The sequence below is a fragment of the Spiroplasma chinense genome (assembly GCF_008086545.1).
Classification (GTDB): Bacteria; Bacillota_I; Bacilli_A; order Mycoplasmatales; family Mycoplasmataceae; genus Spiroplasma_A; species Spiroplasma_A chinense.
Genome location: NZ_CP043026.1, coordinates 1,148,642 through 1,167,617 on the forward strand (window position 1 = coordinate 1,148,642; position 18,976 = coordinate 1,167,617).

At 27.1% G+C, this 18,976-nt stretch carries 17 protein-coding genes; all 17 read right to left on the minus strand.

Features of this window, described 5'->3' with window-relative positions; genetic code table 4:
* Positions 1-5: 5 nt before the first annotated feature.
* The gene (locus SCHIN_RS05190; RefSeq protein WP_166508567.1) at positions 6-806 is read right to left on the minus strand and encodes a hypothetical protein; all 801 of its coding nucleotides are present in this window, start codon (positions 804-806) and stop codon (positions 6-8) included.
* A gap of 63 nt (positions 807-869) precedes the next feature.
* Positions 870-2,066: a phosphoglycerate kinase gene (locus tag SCHIN_RS05195; protein ID WP_166508568.1), complete on the minus strand. Its 1,197-nt coding sequence runs from the start codon at positions 2,064-2,066 to the stop codon at positions 870-872.
* Positions 2,067-2,133: 67 nt separating this feature from the next.
* The gene (locus tag SCHIN_RS05200) at positions 2,134-2,916 is read right to left on the minus strand and encodes a hypothetical protein (RefSeq protein WP_166508569.1); all 783 of its coding nucleotides are present in this window, start codon (positions 2,914-2,916) and stop codon (positions 2,134-2,136) included.
* A 51-nt stretch (positions 2,917-2,967) separates the two neighbouring features.
* Positions 2,968-3,468 (minus strand): Panacea domain-containing protein, encoded by a 501-nt coding sequence (locus SCHIN_RS05205; RefSeq protein ID WP_166508570.1) that lies wholly within the window; start codon positions 3,466-3,468, stop codon positions 2,968-2,970.
* 60 nt (positions 3,469-3,528) lie between these two features.
* Complete coding sequence (gene gap / locus SCHIN_RS05210) at positions 3,529-4,542, minus strand: type I glyceraldehyde-3-phosphate dehydrogenase (RefSeq protein ID WP_166508571.1); 1,014 nt, start codon at positions 4,540-4,542, stop codon at positions 3,529-3,531.
* A 118-nt stretch (positions 4,543-4,660) separates the two neighbouring features.
* The gene (locus SCHIN_RS05215; RefSeq protein ID WP_166508572.1) at positions 4,661-5,551 is read right to left on the minus strand and encodes a DnaA ATPase domain-containing protein; all 891 of its coding nucleotides are present in this window, start codon (positions 5,549-5,551) and stop codon (positions 4,661-4,663) included.
* Entirely contained in the window at positions 5,551-6,804 is a 1,254-nt protein-coding gene (locus SCHIN_RS05220) for a DnaD domain protein (RefSeq protein ID WP_166508573.1), read from the minus strand. Before SCHIN_RS05220 ends, SCHIN_RS05215 begins: the two co-directional genes overlap by 1 nt.
* A gap of 156 nt (positions 6,805-6,960) precedes the next feature.
* Positions 6,961-7,788, minus strand: coding sequence for a DNA-formamidopyrimidine glycosylase (mutM, locus tag SCHIN_RS05225; RefSeq protein ID WP_166508574.1), 828 nt, complete (start codon positions 7,786-7,788; stop codon positions 6,961-6,963).
* A gap of 12 nt (positions 7,789-7,800) precedes the next feature.
* Positions 7,801-10,515 carry a DNA polymerase I gene (gene polA, locus SCHIN_RS05230; RefSeq protein WP_166508575.1) on the minus strand — a complete coding sequence of 905 codons (2,715 nt, stop codon included), beginning with the start codon at positions 10,513-10,515 and terminating at the stop codon, positions 7,801-7,803.
* A gap of 64 nt (positions 10,516-10,579) precedes the next feature.
* On the minus strand, positions 10,580-13,564 hold the full coding sequence (gene dnaE, locus SCHIN_RS05235) for a DNA polymerase III subunit alpha (RefSeq protein ID WP_166508576.1): 2,985 nt from the start codon (positions 13,562-13,564) through the stop codon (positions 10,580-10,582).
* Between the two features lie 75 nt (positions 13,565-13,639).
* Positions 13,640-14,011, minus strand: coding sequence for a DnaJ domain-containing protein (locus tag SCHIN_RS06405; RefSeq protein WP_166508577.1), 372 nt, complete (start codon positions 14,009-14,011; stop codon positions 13,640-13,642).
* Between the two features lie 21 nt (positions 14,012-14,032).
* Positions 14,033-14,338: a hypothetical protein gene (locus SCHIN_RS05245; protein WP_166508578.1), complete on the minus strand. Its 306-nt coding sequence runs from the start codon at positions 14,336-14,338 to the stop codon at positions 14,033-14,035.
* Positions 14,307-15,512, minus strand: coding sequence for a tRNA uracil 4-sulfurtransferase ThiI (thiI, locus tag SCHIN_RS05250; RefSeq protein WP_166508579.1), 1,206 nt, complete (start codon positions 15,510-15,512; stop codon positions 14,307-14,309). Before thiI ends, SCHIN_RS05245 begins: the two co-directional genes overlap by 32 nt.
* A 10-nt stretch (positions 15,513-15,522) precedes the next feature.
* Positions 15,523-17,271, minus strand: a complete 1,749-nt coding sequence (locus tag SCHIN_RS05255) for a septation ring formation regulator EzrA (RefSeq protein WP_166508580.1) — start codon at positions 17,269-17,271, stop codon at positions 15,523-15,525.
* 169 nt (positions 17,272-17,440) lie between these two features.
* Entirely contained in the window at positions 17,441-17,953 is a 513-nt protein-coding gene (locus tag SCHIN_RS05260) for a lipoprotein (protein ID WP_166508581.1), read from the minus strand.
* Between the two features lie 179 nt (positions 17,954-18,132).
* Complete coding sequence (locus tag SCHIN_RS05265; protein ID WP_166508582.1) at positions 18,133-18,324, minus strand: hypothetical protein; 192 nt, start codon at positions 18,322-18,324, stop codon at positions 18,133-18,135.
* Positions 18,325-18,356: 32 nt separating this feature from the next.
* On the minus strand, positions 18,357-18,890 hold the full coding sequence (locus SCHIN_RS05270) for a lipoprotein (protein ID WP_166508583.1): 534 nt from the start codon (positions 18,888-18,890) through the stop codon (positions 18,357-18,359).
* Between the last annotated feature and the right edge of the window lie 86 nt (positions 18,891-18,976).

Consider the following 18,976-nt stretch of genomic DNA (forward strand, 5'->3'; position numbering starts at 1 on the left):
ATATATTAAAAGATAAATTTTAATAAATTTTTTGAATATGTTGGTGTTTTTTTGCTATCCAAACACAAGCACATCATTAAATCCTTATTTACCATTACCGCCCTATTTATCGTTTGTTTATAGAAAATTTCCTGGTTTTTTGTATGAGTATTAATTATTTTTGAAACTTCATTTTCAAAATTTGAAATTAATAGATTACATTTATTGACTCAAAATATTTTTTTAAAACCTTTTTCTAAATCTAACCTAGTTTTTTGAGAGAAATCATTGATTTCTCAAACATCATTGTTTTCATCCAAAACAAAGATGTTTGATTCAAAAACAACAGCCATTTGGGCGTTTATATCTAGTTTTTTTAAAACTTCAAAGTCTAGATTCATGACAACCAATTGATTTTCAAAATTACATAAAAGGTTATTTTCTCAAACATCCAAAACTCTTGCGCTTGTTTCAAGATTTTTGGTTACATTTTTTGTAACAACTTTATTGTCAATAACAAAGCTTATAATTTCATTATTTTTTAATACTAAATAATTTTGAACATATTCATCATATTGTCCTATGTATTCTAGATCTGTTTGAGTTATTTCTAACAAAGAATTATTATCTGTTAAACAGGGATTTGCAAGAAAAGTTCTATTTAAGTCCCCTTTAATTTTTAAATTTTCTTCTAAGTTTTTGATAGAAATCTTTGATAAATTTGATTTTTCTCCTGGTAAAGAATCTACAAAATAAACAAATTCATTATTAACAAAAAAATTTGTAATTCATTCTGTATTTTCGATATTTCTCTCTTTAAACTTCATAAATTTCACCAAAAAAATTATAACAAAAAAAGTGTCTATGACACTTTTAAATTATTTATAAAATTAAGCGTTTTGAATTGCTTCTACTCCAGGTAATGTTTTACCTTCCATATATTCAAGTGAAGCTCCTCCACCTGTTGAAATGTGAGTAAATTTATCTGCAAATCCTAATTGGATTGCAGCAGCAGCTGAATCTCCACCACCGATTAATGTAAATGCACCTTCTAAGTTTGCAATAGCTTCACAAACTCCTACAGTACCTTTTTTAAAGTTTTCAAATTCAAATACTCCCATAGGACCATTTCAAGCAACAGTTTTTGCTCCTTTTAATGTTTCTTGGAATAATTCGATTGATTTAGGACCAATATCTAATCCCATTACATCATCTGGTAAGTCAACTCCAGAAACTGTTCCTTCAACGTCTTTAAAGTCTGTACAGTTTGCTGAATCGATTGGTAAAATGATTTTTCCGTTTGCTTTATCTAAGTATTCTTTTGCTAAAGCAACTTTATCTTCTTCACAAAGTGATTTTCCAATGTTGTGACCTTGTGCTTTGAAGAAAGTATATGCCATACCTCCTCCAATAATGATTTTGTCAGCTTTTGTTAATAAGTTATCAATTACCCCAATTTTATCTGAAACTTTTGCTCCACCAATAATTGCTACAAATGGGTGTTCTGGTGAATCAATTCCTTTTGATAACATTTCTAATTCTTTTTGAACTAAGAATCCTACACAGCTTTCTGCGATGTTTGAAGCGATTCCAACATTTGAAGCATGTGCACGGTGTGCAGTTCCAAATGCATCGTTTACAAATACATCACCAAGTCCAGCTCAGTATTTTCCTAATTCAGGATTATTTTTAGATTCGAATTTAACAACTTCTCCATCTTTAACATCTTCAAATCTTGTGTTTTCGAATAATAAGATTTGACCTTCTCCTAAAGATTTAATTGCGTTTTCTAATTCTTCTCCACGTGTTTGTGCAACGAATTGAACTGAAGTTCCAGCAACTTCTTCTAATCTTTTAGCAACTGGTAATAAAGATTTTTTAGCTTTATCTGCTTCTTCTTTAATTCTGCTTAAGTGTGAAAATAATACGATTTTTGCATTGTTTTCCATTAAGTATTTAATAGTTGGCATAGCTGCTTTGATACGGTTATCATCAGTTATAACACCATCTTTGATTGGTACGTTAAAGTCAACTCTAACAAGAACTGTTTTTCCTGAGACTTGAATGTCTTTAAGTGTTTTTTTCATATTTCTATCTCCTTATACCTTAATATTTTAAAACAAAATCAATATATAAATCACATTTTTTTAAAAACTAGTCGTTTTTAACTTCTTGTTTTTCTTCTTTGTTTTCTAAAGTTTGGTTAATAAAAATAAAACCAAAAATCGTAAATGTTGACATAGCAACTCCTAAGAATAAAATAAATGGTTCTAACTGAATTGACAAATAAACCAGTGAAACTAATGTATAAAATATCACATCTTTTTGTTTAATGATATAAAAAACCGATAAAACCATCGAAGCTATACAAACCATAAACCAAAGTACAAAATATACAATTCCTATTATTCCAAAACGTGTTGTGACTATGTTGTAAACATTAAAAATAAACATCGCCACTAAAAGAACAAGGATTATAAAAGTTGCTAGCATTAGGTAATCATTTTTAAACTTATCTTTAAAATCGATTTGTTTATTCTTTAATAAATTACATATTATTACACAAGACAAAATTATAATGGCCATATCAAAAAGATATTCAACCAATAATCATCCTTGTTTGTGAAATAAATTAAAAGAGTTTGCTACTAAAGCACCCATTATTATGGTTGCTAAATTTATTTTTAAAATTATAGGTTTTTTAAAAATAAATACAAAAACCCCTAAAACTGAACCCAAAAATAACAACACTAAACTTGTTACATTAAGAACAAGATATGAAATTTGATATAACTTTGATTTTTGATCAAAATTTGAGTTCACTATTAAGTTTGTAGCATTATAAAAATAACTTAAAAATAACGAAACTAGTAGCGAAACAATAGTCACTACAAATAACGAAATATATACACCTTTAATTTCTTTTCAATTTTTCATTTTATACCTCAATTTACTCTTAATAATATTATAAAGTATAAAAAAATAAACCTAGACTTTGTTTATAACAAAATCTAGGTAACAAAAAAAGTTTTCACCATTTTCAACATGAAACTTTAAAATATCTTTATCAGTTATTTTAATATTCTTGCTTGGCTTATATAGTTTTTTTCAAGGTGTTTGTTCGTGACATATTTGTACAATATCTCAGCAGTCTAGTTTACTTAAAAATGACAATATTTTTTCACAAACTAAATAATCTTCTTCATATTTCTTATATTGTTCATCTAAATTTGAGTCAAATTCTAATAGAACGCTGTTTGATTTGAATTTAGTTTGTTCTTTTCATAAATCATAAATAACTGGTCCATATTTTCAAGTCTCAAATTCCATTTTACAAATGGCAGATCTGAAAAGTAGAAAATAAGCATAAACTATATAAATACTTTTTTGTATTTGTATTTGAGTAAACTTTCTATTGTTTTCTTTACTTACTTTGGCAAGTAAATTTAAAACAAAGCTTACATAATTTTCTTTAGAATAAAAAAACATATTTCCTCCTCAATATAACTATCGACTCAGAAATATGTTTTATGTACAAAAAGTTTAAAATTATAAACTTAACATGTGGTTAATTGTACGGATGAATTGTGAAGTAAATGAGTTTTCGTTATCGTATCATGAGAATACTTTAACTAATTGTTTTCCTTCAACTTCCATAACTCTTGTTAGAGTTGCATCAAAAATTGATCCGTATGTTGATGAAACAACATCTTGTGATACGATTGGTTGAGTATTGTATTGTAATGCTCTTCCTAATTCTGCATCTGATTTAACAGCTTTTTCGATTGCTGAGTTGATTTCTTCAACTGAAACTTTTTTACCTAATTCAACAGTTAAGTCTACGATTGATCCTGTAATTGTAGGAACACGTAATGCTAAACCATCTAATTTTCCGTTTAAAGTTGGTAATACTTTACCAACAGCTGCAGCAGCTCCTGTTTTTGAAGGAACGATGTTTCATGCAGCTGCACGTCCTCTACGTACGTCAGCGTGTGGTAAGTCTAATAAAGTTTGGTCGTTTGTTACGGCGTGAATTGTGTTCATTAATCCTTTAACAATTCCAAAGTTTTCATCTAAAACTTTTGCCATTGGTGCTAAACAGTTTGTTGTACATGAAGCTGCTGATACGATTTGATCGTCAGCTGCTAAAATTTTGTGGTTAACTCCATAAACGATTGTTTTTAAGTCTCCAGTTGCAGGAGCTGAAATAATAACTTTTTTTGCACCTGCATTGATGTGAGCTTGTGATTTTTCTTTGTCTGCGTAGAATCCTGTACATTCAACTACTAAATCAATTCCCATATCTCCTCAAGGTAATTTGTTAGCATCTCTTTCTGCTAAGATTTTGATTTCTTTACCATCAACAACGATTGCTCCATCTTTTGCTGAGATTTTTCCAGACATGAATTTTCCATGTGCTGAATCAAATTCTAATAAGTATGCTAATGTATTAGCGTTTGTTAAATCGTTGATTGCAACGATTTCAATATCGTTTTGTAAGAATAATTGTCTAAATGCTAGACGTCCAATTCTTCCAAAACCGTTAATTGCGATTTTTTTCATATTGAATAATTCCTTTCACAAAATTATTATATTCTTAATGTTTAAATATTGTAAATATATAATGCAAAAATTTTTCTACAAATTCCACAATAAATGACACAAATTGGAAATAATTCTACTAATACCTATGATTTTTCCCTTTTATTTCAATTTCATAGCTTAAACCTTTAATTCTTTCTGTAAATCTTATGGTTTTCATTTTTTCAAAGTCTTTTTGGTTTGCAGTAACTCTTTTATTTAAATAAAAGTCTTCCAATTGATGAATTGGAAAGTTTGATGTAAAGAAAGTTAGCTTATTATTTTCCATTCTTGTATTTAAAAGACCGAATAACAATTCATCACGACTTCAATCAGTTACCATTTCAGCACCAATATCATCCAAAATTAATACATCAACTTTACAACATTGATCAAAAAACCTATTATTTTCTTCAGAAGAATTTTGGTTAAAAGTATCTTTTACTATTTTTATTAACTTGTTTACAGTTACTAAAACTACTTTTCTATCCATTTTAGCAAATGTATTTGCCAATATTTTCATATAGAATGTTTTACCAATTCCAGGTAATCCATAAAGATAAAGACCTTTTGTTTTTTCTTTTTCCATTAATATTTTTTTAGCTGCATTAAAGAAGTTTGCATTTTCTACTAACTTATCTTTATTTGCTTTAACAAACTCATCTAATGTTTGTGTATTTTCAAAAATATCATAATCTGCATATACTATATTTTTTTCAAGTTTATAATCTTGGTTTTCAAAAATTCAATGGTTACAATTACTACTTGTTATGTAGAATTGTTTGTTTTTATAACTTAATTTTTGTTGTACACCTGGAATAATTTGTTTACATAAAGCCATTTTTTCATTTGTATTACAAAAAACAAATTGAGAAATAAACCTCTCTAGTACTAACTGGTTTTTCAAGAGAGTTTCATCATCAATTTTGTATTTTTCAATAAATGCTTTTACCATTTCGTGTTCTTTTAGTTTACTTAAATTTGATTCCATTATAATTTACCTCATAACGTTTCATCAAATCCGCTACCATTTGAACTTGTTTTTTCCATGTAACCTTTATTACTTTTAACCTCTTCTCAAGGAGAAAATTGATCTGGTATGAATTTTTTACCTTTTGCACCTTTTTTGTGAGCAACTTTTAGATATTCCATAGTTTCTTTTGCATCAACAATTTGTCTTTCATTAATTGTTGAAGCAATCTTGTAAAGGTAATTTGCAACGATTTTTTCATCATTTTTTAAGTATGAAAACTCTAATAAACAGTTAATTACACCATTTCTTAATTTGTAATCTTTTGAAAGTTTACTAATTAATTCCAATTCAGGTAACTCTAAATTTTCAATATTCATTAAAAGTTGTAAATATTGAGTTGGTTCAATAGTTTCCATTTCTTTAATTTTTTTATTTGTGTAGTTTTGCATGTTTACTTTAGGGTCAAAAATCTCTTCAGAAGTGTTGAATTGTTCATCTTCAAAGTAATTATTACTTAATACTCTATAAATTTTTTTAACGTCTAAAAATAGACTTTCTTTATCATAAGATTCTTTTACAGCTTCAATGATTTTATCTAATTCAAAATTATGACCAGAATAGATTTCTTCAAGTTTGTTTTTTAAAGTTGTATCTGATTTTGAAATGTATATATCTTCTTTTTCAAGATCTAAAACTATTTTTTCAAAATCAAATCCTTTTAATAAAGCGTTTGTTCTTTTTGGTTTAGTTTTTAAAGAATTCACTTTGATATCTCCAAGAGAGTTGTTAAATTCTTCAAATACTTCTAAGAATTTTGAAGTAGCATTTTTATATCCACTATCTGAAGGAATTTCTCCTTCATCTCTAAAAACAAATCTTGCCATTTCATAGTCTTTTTCACCAATTTTTTTAATTAAAGCTTTATTGAACAATGCATTATTAAAGAAATCGCATGGTTCAAGGGGGGCATATACATTTAAAATTACTGAATTTTTTTGTTCATTAACCATTTTTGTTAATAATCCAATTCCTTCCAGTTTTTTCAACTGTCTTTGAAATTGATCAGCATTTAACTTACAAAGTGTTAACAATCTTTCTTCTCTAAATTCAGCTTTTTTGAACTCTTTTAAAACTTCAGCTTCAAAAATTAATAATTTATAGATTGATATGCTTCGTAAGCCAATAATTGGTTGATATAGGTAAGATAGGATTTTGTCATCTGAAGAATCAATGCGATTCTTTAGAATAACTTTATAGCTGAAATTTTTCATATTGTCACTCCTTGTCGCCTGTTTTTATATCTTATTGCAAATAAGAAAATTTTAAAGTCATTTCATAAAATTTAATAATTAGGTTCAAAAATGTTGAAAAAACAAATTGAAAGAACCACTAAGAAACTGGTTTTTTCAAAGTTATCCACATATTAATTATTTTTGACACAATTCACAGTAGTAAGTTCCTCTTCCGTTCAGTTGAACTTTTTTGATCTCTCCACCGCAAACTAAACATGTTGTTTTATTTTTCATATGAACTTTTAATTCATTTTGAAATTTTCCATCAATACCTTGTTCAGGTTGATAAGTATCTATTGTTGAACCTCCCAGTTCAATAGCTCTATTTAGTATCTTAACTGAAGAATCTACAATTCTTTGTGCTTCTTCTGGGGAAATATCTTTCCCAGCTCTAAATGGGCTTATTTTGGCATCAAACATAATTTCATTAGCATAAATGTTTCCAATTCCTGAAATTATAGTTTGGTCTAACAATATTGTTTTTATAGCTTTTGTTGATTTTTTGATTTTTTCGTGTAAAAAATTACCATTAACTATTGGGTCAAAAGGTTCTGGTCCTACAGTTACTATTGGTTTTAATTTTTTAAACTCTTTAATATCTTGATAATGAAGAGTTCCAAATTTTCTAGTGTCTGAATAAATCATTACTTTATTTTCTGATAACTCAAATCTTGCTAAAGTATGTTTAATATCTTGTTCATTGTCTTTATCAAAGACAAATCATTTACCTTCCATTCTCAAATGACTTATAAGAACTTTATCACCCAAAATAAAGAGAATATGTTTAGCTATTCTATCTACTTTTTCAATAACCCTTCCCTTTAAGTCTTGCGAAAAGTCTTCAATACTAATTGAAGACTTTAAAAGTTTAGGATAAAACATTTCTACCTTTGTTACTTTTAAATTCTTAAGTTTCTCATTCAATACCCTAATAACTGTTTCAACTTCTGGTAGTTCTGGCATTCAAATTCACCTCTATTTTAATTCAAATCAATTATTTCCTACAGCTTCATTAACTTCTAATAAAACTCTTGATTCTTTGTCTTTTCCAACAATTTCAAATAATTTATTATAAGCTTTGTTCATAATTTCAATAGCCAATTCCTTTGCTTTTTGTACTTCATTTTCTGGTGCTAAAATTATGATCTCATCGTGTATTTGAGAGACCATTTTTGCTTCAAAACCTTTATCTTTAAGGTTTTGATACAACTCTATCATTGCAACTTTTAAAATATCTGCAGCAGTTCCTTGAACTGGTGCATTTACAGCAGCTCTTTTACCAAATTCTCTAACCATATAGTTAGAATTTTGCAATTCATAAATGTATCTACGTCTATTTGCTTGAGTTTCAACATACCCATTCTTTTCACCAAAGTCAATTATCTCTTTTTTGAAGTTTTCTATCTCCGGGAAAGATTTATTATAAGCTTTTATGTACTCTTCTGCCTCTTTATGACTGATTTTTAAGTCCTTAGAGAGCCCAAATTTTGTAAGTCCATAAAGTATTCCAAAGTTAAAAACCTTTGCGATTCTTCTCTGTTCTGAAGTTACTTTTTCATCCTCTTTTAGGCTAAAAATGTTTCTTGCAGCCAATTCATGAATATCTATATTGTTTGCATAAGCATTTATTAGCACTTTTTCATTAGCAATATCTGCTAAAACTCTAAGTTCAATTTGAGAATAATCTAAACTTATGTATTTATAACCGTTTGGAGCAATAAATATCTTTCTAACGTTTCTTTGGTCTTCATCTCTAACAGAGATGTTTTGTAAATTAGGCTCTGAAGAACTTAGTCTTCCAGTATTTGTTAAAGTTTGATTGTAAATTGTATGAACTTTATTTGTTCTATCAATATACTTTTCAAAACCTTTCAAATAAGTTGAATAAAGTTTTGAGTATTTTCTAATTTTTAATACTTTTTCAATTAATGGGTGTTTGTCTTCAAGAGCTTCAAGAGCTTCTTTATCAGTACTTCCTTTACTTGTATTTGGAAGGTTCATTTTATCAAATAAAGTCTCTTTTAATTGTTTAGGACTTGCATAATTTATAGGTTCAATTCCTTCTTTTGCAAGAATTTCGTTTGCCTCTATTTCGTAATTATTTAAAAGTTCTAACACATTTTGTGTTTGAACTTTTAACTCTTCTCTGTCAATTAATACCCCTTGTTCTTCCATGTTTAACAAAACAAAGCAAAAAGGTAGTTCAATATTTTCATATAAACTAGTTTGTCCAGATTCTTGCAATAACTCATAAATTTTAGGCATTGTGTCTTTAATATAAACAGCTTTTGATACTATGTAATTGCTTTTCTTTACTTGATCAATTTGTTTTGTTTTTTTAACACCTTTACCAAAAACCTCTTCAAATGTTTCTATTTCCAGTTCAGGGTCAATTAAATTTAAATGTGATTCAAAATTTGATTTAACATTTGAATTGATTACGTAACAGGCAATCATCATGTCATAAACAAAGTTTTCTTCTTTTACGTTGTAACCAAGTTTTTTTAAAGCATATATAGTTTTTTTAACATCATATGTATAGAACTTACTTGTATCTAAAAAGTGTTGGAAATTTTCTTCTGTTCCAGAATCTTGTCAATTAAAAATACTTATTTCTTGTGATTCTCCAGGAATATAAAAGAAATTACCTTTTTCATTTGAAATACCCAAACCAATTACATCTGGATTGTGGTAATTATCATTTAAAATTTCTAAATAAAGAAAGTTTTTTTCACCATTGAAAGCATTTTCTCAAGTTTTAACTTCTTTTAATTCATTTTTAATTACAACTTGTTCTATAACAGGCTCTTCACTAGAGTCCATTTCAAAAGCATATTTTCTTATAAGTGAATTCATCTCATATTTAATAAAAAAATCTTTTAACATTGAAAAATCAACGTTGGTTTTTCTTAATTCAAATCCTTCTAAAGGTACTGCTTTGTGAATTGTTGCAATTTCTCTTGAAAGAAATGCATCATCTTTACCGTCAATTAACTTTTGTTTTTTAGCTCCAGTTATTTGTTCAATGTTTGCATATAAATTTTCTAGATCATTGTAACTTTGCAAAAGTTCTTTTGCAGTTTTTTCACCAATTCCAGCTACTCCTTTAATGTTATCTGAACTATCTCCTCTTAAACCTTTGTAGTCAATAACTTGTTCTGGTTTAATTCCTCATTTTTCAAATAATTTTTCTTTGTCATAAACTAACATGTCACTTGTTCCAGTTTGAGGTGACAAAACAAAAACATTATCAGAAATTAACTGATACATATCTTGGTCACTTGTAAGTATTTCTACTTCAAAGTCTTGGTTATTATTATACATTTCTGAGATAGTTCCAATAATATCATCAGCTTCAAAACCATCTAACTCAAATCAATCTATTTTTGCTTGGGTTAAAAATTCTCTTACAATTGGAAATTGTTTTACTAATTCGTCTGGGGTTTTCTTTCTTCCACCTTTATAATCTTCTAATTTATCATGTCTAAAGGTTTTTTTACCTTTATCAAATGCTATTTTTATATCATAATAATCATTCTTTTGAATGATATTAAATAACATATTAATAAAAGAATAAACAGCATTTGTGGGTATCCCACTTTTTGTAGTTAATGTAACTCTTCCAAAAGAGCTATAAAAGGCTCTAAATATTAAAGCATTTCCATCGACTAGTAAAATTTTCTTTTTCATAAAACGTTTCTCCAATAATCCTTTTAATCTTAACAAAAAAACAACAAGATATTTTTAGAAAAAATTACTTGATTGTTTTTTTGAAATCAATTAATAATGCTGAAATCTTGTTGTTATATAGTTGTGTTTTTACTTTAATTATAATATTTTGGCTTATTTCAATTTGACTCTTAATTTTTTCAAAAGTTGAAGCAAAAATTGTTACCATAATTGAACCTGTTTCGTCAGAAACATCCAAGAAACACATTTGACCACCATTTTTATCTGTTTTTGTAACTATGTTGTCAACAGTTACAAAAACATCACATGTAATGTCTTCTCTTTGTAAACTTGAAAGATATAACAATTTTTCACTGTTTAACATTTTTTGTCTAAATATTGAAAGAGGATGAGTTGTTACATAAAAACCGAAAAACTCTTTTTCATAACTTGCTATCAATTCAGGTTTATCTTTTTTTATAGGTAAATCAACCTCTAAGTCTTTGGTTGATGAATATTTTAAAATTTGAGCTAAGTTAAAGATTTCCTTTTGATTATTTGCAAGATCTTTTCTACTATATCCATAAGCATCAAATGCTCCTGCATATGCTAAGGCTTCAAATTTTTTATCAGTTAGACCTTCTGAAACAAGTATTGCAACAACTTTTGCAAATGATTCAAAAGCATTTTTAGCTTTTTTATGAATTGCTCTTATAGTTTTGACCAAATCTTGTCCTATGCCTTTAATAACGTTTAATGGCATATTTATCATTTGATTTCCATAATAATAAGTTGAGTTTGGATTTTTAATACTTGGTCCATTCATTCTTATTCCAGCAGTTTTAATTTCATATAAATATTGAGAAGTTTTAACTTCGTTTTTTATACTTCCATTCAATAATGCACAATAAAATTCTGCTTTGAAATGAGTTTTTAAATAAGCCATTCAATAACTTATTATTGAATATGCTATAGCATGAGATTTATTAAAACCATACTCTGCAAATTTTTCAATATAATGTCAAAGTTCATTTGCTCTTCCTTCATTATATTTATTTTCTAAAGCTCCTTGAACAAATTCTTTTTTAAATTCTGCCATTAACTTTTGGTCTTTTTTACCAATAGCTCTTCTTACGATATCTGCTTTACTCAATTCAAAGTTTGCAACTTTTTGAAGAATTTTCATTACTTGTTCTTGATAAACAATAATCCCATAAGTATCTCCTAAAATATCTGTAAGACTTTTATCGATCGAAAATTCTCTGTTGTTATCATTTTTTCTTGCAATATAGGTTGGTATATTTTCCTGAGGTCCCGGTCTAAACAAGGCACTTGTAACTGCAATGTCTTCAATTGAATTTACTTTCATACTTGTCAATACTTCGGTCATCCCTTGTGACTCAAGTTGAAAAATCCCACTTGTTTGTCTATTTCTTAATAGTTCAAAAGTATCTTTATCATTTAATGGTAAAGATTTTAAGTCAATTTTAGTTTGATTTAATTTTTCTACAGAAGAAATTACTTGTTGAATAATTGAAAGGTTTCTTAAACCTAAAATATCTGTTTTAATAAGTCCTATTTCTTCTAAAAAATTCATTGAAAATTGTGTTTGTAAAATACCATTAATTCCAACTTTGGTTGGAACAACTTCTCATAAAGGAACATCACAAAAAACAACTCCAGCTGCATGAGTTCCTGTCTGTCTTGGTAATCCTATTATTTTTTTTATAACTTCAAAAACTTGAGGATACTTTTCTTTATATTTTGTAAGATTTCTAGATTCTTCTAAAGCTTTATCTAAATCTTTAACATTCTTATCACCAATTAATCTTGTCATGTGAGTTACATCATCATTTGGTAAATCAAAAACCCTTCCACAATCTCGAATAGCATTCTTTATACCAATTGTTTGAAAGGTTGTAATTGTTGCAAAGTGTTCTCTTCCATACTTTTTGTACAAGTATTCTAAAACTTCTTCACGTCTCTCATCTTCAAAGTCTATATCTATATCTGGTAATGTTATTCTGTCAACATTCAAAAATCTTTCAAACAGTAAATCTCATTTAATTGGATCTAACTTTGTAATGTTTAACAAGTAAGAAACTAAACTTCCAGAAGCAGAACCCCTACCAGGTCCAACTAAAATATTTTTTTCTTCTGCTGCATTTATCATGTCACTTACTATTAAAAAGTAATCTTCAAATCCCATTTTTTTAATTACTTCTAATTCATAAACTAATCTTTCACTATATTGTTGGTTTTCACTTAACCCCAATTCAACCAATTTATTTTTACAAAGTTTTTCAATATAAGTTGAAGATGAATCGTTTTTGGCATCTTTAAATTTTATAAAGTGTACTTGATTATCATTAATAACATCATCTTCAACTTGTTCAATAATTTTTGAAATATTTTCATTATGTTTTTGTACATCAATATAGTTTTGCATTTGTGCATTTGAAACATAAAAGTTTTTTTCTATATTTTCAGTTTCTGTTAATAATTTAGCTTCTCCAATTGCTCTCAACACTTTGTATTGAAAATAATCATCTTCATAAAGATAATTAACTTCATTTGCAAAAATTAAATTACTTTCATTTTTAAAGAAATGAAAGTTTGTTTTTGTTATTCCAAAAAAAAGATTATCATTAAATACTTTTTTTAATTTATCTTTATAGTTATCAAGATTCTCTACACTAGAAATAAAAATAACAAAAACATCATCTCCTGCTTTTGTAAATATTTCTTGTTCTAATTTTTGCAAATCAATTTTGTCTTCATTTAAAACACTACTTGATAGGTATGAGATTCTTTTAAAACCTTTATTATTTTTTGCATATAAAATTATTCTTCCAAATGAAACATCAAATGCTGCACCAATTATTGGTTTAACTCCTCTTGAACTTGCAAGTTTTGCAAATTCAGCTGCACCATACATTGAATATAGATCAGAATAAAATCCTACTTTAATTTCATTTTTTTGTAAAAAACCAACATAATCTTCAGGTTTAATAACTGATTTTAAAAAGTTGTAGCAAGATTGTACATTAACTAAACTTGAATACTTCACATTAAACCTCCTAAATTATTTACTCTATTTCTATTTTACACAAAATAGAATAAAAAAGATTGCTTGATAGCAATCCTAGTGAACAACTTTTCTACTTTCCATAATAGTTTCATATGCATTATTAATTTTTGTCATTTCAGCTTGTGCTTCTAGACTGTTATTAACATCTGGATGATACTTTTTAGCAAGTTTTCTGTATAGTTTTTTTATGTCATTATCCGACATTGCTCTTGTAGCTCCAAGAGCTGAGTATGCTTCATCAATATGAGAAGCTGAATTAGACCAGTAAGATTGACTGCTTTGTTCTTCGTGTCCCTCTTCACTGTTTTGTTGAAATCTTCCATAATTTCTTGCTCTAGATCTTCCTCTATTGAAAAACATATCAATTATAAAGAAGAAAAGAAGAAAGTTTAGTAATCTTCCTAATAGTCTAAATAAATCTTCCATTTAAATCACTTTCCTTTACCTTTATTTTACAGCTACTACAACGATTAGTAAAATAATCGTTAATAAAATTATAAGCCCAGCTATTATTTTATAGATAAGGGCATTTACTTTTCTCTTGGGTTTATTTGCAAGTTCTTGTTTTCTTTCTTCCTTCTTAGTTCTTGGTTTAGAAGCTTTGATTTCAGAAATTGTAAGTGAATCGTCTTGATATTCTTCAATAACAAACTCATTTTCATAAGCTAAAGTTTCACTATTTACAACATTACCGTTAAAAACACCAAACTTGTTTTTACCTTTAATTTTCTTTGTGGAGTCATTCTTTTTCAACTAAATCACCATCTCTATAAACGTAACGTGTTACACTGTTATCTATAGCATATTGTATCATTTCTTCTAACATTAAATCTTTTTCTTGTTCTTCTGCTACAAAAACTTTTGGTTTTGTAACTGGATTTCTTGGAACATATAAAGAACAAACATCATCAAAAGGAAGAATTGAAATTTCATAAGTTTCTATTTCTTTTGAAATTTTGATTATTTCTTCTTTATCAAAAGTAATTACCGGTCTTAAAATTGGTAACTGTGAGGTTCTATTAATAACATTAATAGACTCAATAGTTTGAGATGCCACTTGTCCTAAACTTTCTCCAGTAATGATAGCTTTAGCACCAATTATGTTTGAAATTTCATTACCAATTCTCATAAAAATTCTTCTCATTAAAGTAATTCTGTATGATTCTTCTTTAATATGCATTAACTCTCTTAATATCATTGAAAAATCACAAACATATAAAGAGAAACTTGACTGATTATATCTTTCTAATCTTTTTGCAAGTTGAAAAACTTTATCTAAAGCTTCTGGAGTTGTGTGTGGTGGGGTCATGAAGTGTAAGAAATCCACTTGCATTCCACGTTTCATAGTTAAATAACTTGCAACTGGAGAATCAATACCTCCACTTAGCATTGAAAGCCCTTTTCCACTTACTCCAACTGGCAATCCTTTTGCTGCACTAATTCTTGAAGTAAATATATAGACTCCATCAGATTTAATAACTACATTTATTTTGTTTTCAGGATTGTGTACATCAACTTTTAAATGGTTTGTGTTTCTTAAAATGTTTGAAGCAATTTTGATTTTTAAATCCATTGAATTTGCATCAAAACTTTTGTCTTTTCTTTCCACTTCAACTTTAAAAGTATGTTCTTTTAAAGCTTGTGCGATCTCTAAAGTCTTGTCTAAAATTTTTTGTTCATTTTTTTCAACAATATCTACTATTGAAACAGAGTAAATACCAAAAATTCTTGTAAGAATTTTTAAAACTTCTTCTAATTTTTCTTCTTTTACCTCAATTGTTAAAGAATTGTTGTCTTTTTTATATTCAACAAATTCTTTTAAATGTTTTAATTTAAACTTAATATTTTGAACTAGTTTAGTGATAAAAACACTTCTATTGTTACCTTTTAAAGTTAGCTCCCCATATCTTACTAAAATACTTTTCATTTTTTACCTCTTATCTAGCTTTTTTGATGATTGTTAAGTTTTCCAAAGCAAAACTTAAAAGCGCTTCTAAATGTCTTTCTTCGAAAAGTTTTTCACATCTAATAATCACTTCTTCAATTTTTGGAACTTTACCTACATATCTTTCCATGTAAGTGATTATTTCTTGTGAAATATAATCTAAGAATATTGCATCATTTAATCCAGAAACTAGACTTCAAATTCTTTCACCCAAAATCGCTAAATCTTTGGATATAAGTTCTTTTTGCTCATTAGATTCTACCTTGGCTAAATTCTCTTTTGAGAATTTAGCCAACTGTGAATACATTTCATTAATTGGCGGAATAAATCTTTCTAATTCTGAAATAGACTTGTATTGATTTATTTTAACATCACATTGATTTAAAACACTTTGTAAAAATACAACATTATTTAACATAGTATCTTTGTTATCGCTTTGATTTTCAACTGCTTTTGCAGATTTTGCAAGCGCTATTACGTCCTGGATACCCTCATTCATAACTTGGATCATTTTGTCTTTAATTTCATTTAAGTTTATATCTTTGTTATTTTGACTTGCTAAATCAAGCTCTGCAAAAATTGCATCAGCTCTATTCTGAGTTCTAATAGCATGAGCTCTTACTGTTTCAAATTCGTATCATTCTCTTGAACTTGGTTTACTAAATGCATTAACTTTTTCAAAGGCTATTTCTATAGCTCTTGTTGATTGTTTAATACTTGCAAAATTGGCTCTAATAGATTCACCATTAATTTCAAAGAAGTTCTTTAATGTATCATTATGTTCTGCCTCTGTTCTGAAATCTTCTATCAATTCAAAGGCTTTAGAAAGTAACTTACCAGCTCTTTTATATTGCAATTTTTTAATTTGATTTTTTAAATCAAATCTTATTGATTCGATTTTTGATTCTAATACACCAAATTTTTGAGCATATGTATTTATTTTCTTTATATTGCTTGAGAAAATGATATATTTATTTTTTAAATCTACCAATTTCTGAGGAATAACGTCAGAAATTGAAGAAACAATATAAGGTATTGCGTCTAATAACTCGATTAAAAATTTTAAAGCTTGTTGAATTTTGTCTAAAGTATCTAAACTCTCTTTATAAATACCATCCTGAATTAAAACATAGAATTCTTCAAATAAATTTTCTATCATTCCTAAAGTTTTATTCAAATGATTTTCATCAATTTCAAAATTATTTAAAGTTAAAATAGTAAATTCATCTCTTAATTTTGCAAAAATTTCTTTTTGACTTGTTACAAAATCTCTTTGTACTGTTTCTATTTCAAAAGCTGTTTTAATTTCCATAAATATAGTGTGTAATCTTTGGTTAATATCAGATGTAGTTTCATAAATTTCTTTGTACGCTTTTAGATTACTTATTAAAGGACTTGTTGAAGAACTTTTTTTAATTCTTGTTACAAGTTTTACCATAACTTTTTGAAGTTCGATTTCATAAAGTATTTCATATTTTGTTCTTCAAATAGCATATTCTTTTTCTAAAGCACCAGATTCTTCATAAACAATTGCTACCCTTTTAAGCATGTCTCTTAAAGGTGACTTTTTGATACTGTCAATTAGATCAATAGTTGAAGCAATTGTCTGTGTAATTTTTCTGTAAATTGTTAATAAAATTAAAATAATAAACGCTATTGCAAGACAAGCAAAAAATACACTAAAACAAATCAGTGTTACAGTTTCTGAAAACATTGTATTTATGTTTCATTTCATTAGCATATTTTTACCCCTATAAATCAAATTAATTATAGCATATGTAAGTTTTATACATAAATTTATGGATATAATTAGAAAAAGTTATTTTGTATAGCACTTAAAACTAAAAAATCTAGCCATTGGCTAGATTTAGAATTAGTAGGTTAGTAAATTATTAAGTTGGTATTTTTTATTATTGTGCTATTTTAATAGTTTTTTTATTAATTGAAGTATAAGTAAATGTTACTGCTTTTTTCTCTTCAGTATATTTTTTTTCAAATTTACCTAAAAATAACTCAAAGCTAGTAGCGTCCTTGTCACCTTTAAGACTAAAGTAATATTCAGTTACAGTTAATTTATCTGTAGATTCTGAAGCTTTAAGATCTTTTGATTGTTTAAATAAAGCAAAAAGTGCTTTATTTTTTTCTAAACTTGAATCCAAACCTATGTAAGCAACATCTTTTCCATCCATTTTACCTTTATTTGTAATTGTAGGTTCCCCTTTAATCTCTGTTGGTAATGTTAGGTCTTTCATATCTGCTTTAAGTTTTTTTTCTGCTATATAGTCACTAAGATTTGAAACTACATCTGCATCTTTTTTTTCTGCCTCAAATGACAACGAAGCTACATTCCCGCATGCTACTACTGTAGCACTAGTTGTTGCAACCACACTTGTAGCTGCAAATATACTTAATAATTTTTTCATACCATTCTATCCCTTTCTTCTTACTCTTGTAAGATAAAATGATTATTCCAAATTAAAAGAAAATTGCAACAAAAATTCCTGAAAAAGTCAATAAAAATGGCAATATAGACAAGTTATTGAAAAAAAACAGCAATATAGAAAATCTTTTTGGTTATTTTATATATTTGAATTTAGAAATTTTAATTATGTACACGACCACAAGTACATCCGTTTTGTTTTATTATTTTTTCACCATCAATTTCTTTTTCTAAACTTTCAACATTTCCTTTATCTTGTAATGAAGTTATATTTTTTTGAGCGCAAGATTGTATAAGTGTTGCTGTAGTTGTTAAGGTACTTGATATGGCAAATAGACTAATTAGTTTTTTCATCTCATTTTAATCCTTTCTTTTTCTGTAAATTTTTATTGTGAAATATTTACTTTAAACTTATTTAAAGTTTTATAAGTTATAACTACATTCAAAAGATTACTTCCTTTAAATGAACTGCTCATTTTTCCTAAAAATAATTCAAAACTTGTAGCTTCTTTTTTTCCTTTAGCGCTAAAAAAGTAAGTAGTACTTTCAAAAGTTTGTAAAGAAACTTCTGGTTTTAGATCTTTAGATTCTTGAAAAAATGTAAATAATTCTTCATTGATTGAAATATTATCGTTAACACCTTCGAGTTCCACTCCCAATAAAGCTATTAATTCACCTTGAATCTTTCCCTTTGTTTTGACTTGAATAGGACCTATAGTAAAGTCTCCAACCTTTGTATCATTTAAATCTCTTTCCACTTTTTTATTTTCAATTAATTCATGCAAATTTAAAAGTAAATCACTTTCACTTTTTTCTTCAACCATAGTTAAGTTTTTAATTTTTTGAGCACAAGCTATTGTTATAGAACTTGATGTTGCAACTAAGCTAGTTGCAACAAAAAGACTTAATAATTTCTTCATAAATTTTCACATCTTTCATTCAACTTTTTTAAAGTCTATTTAATTATTTCAAATGAAAAGAAAATAGCAATGCAAATTTGGTTAAA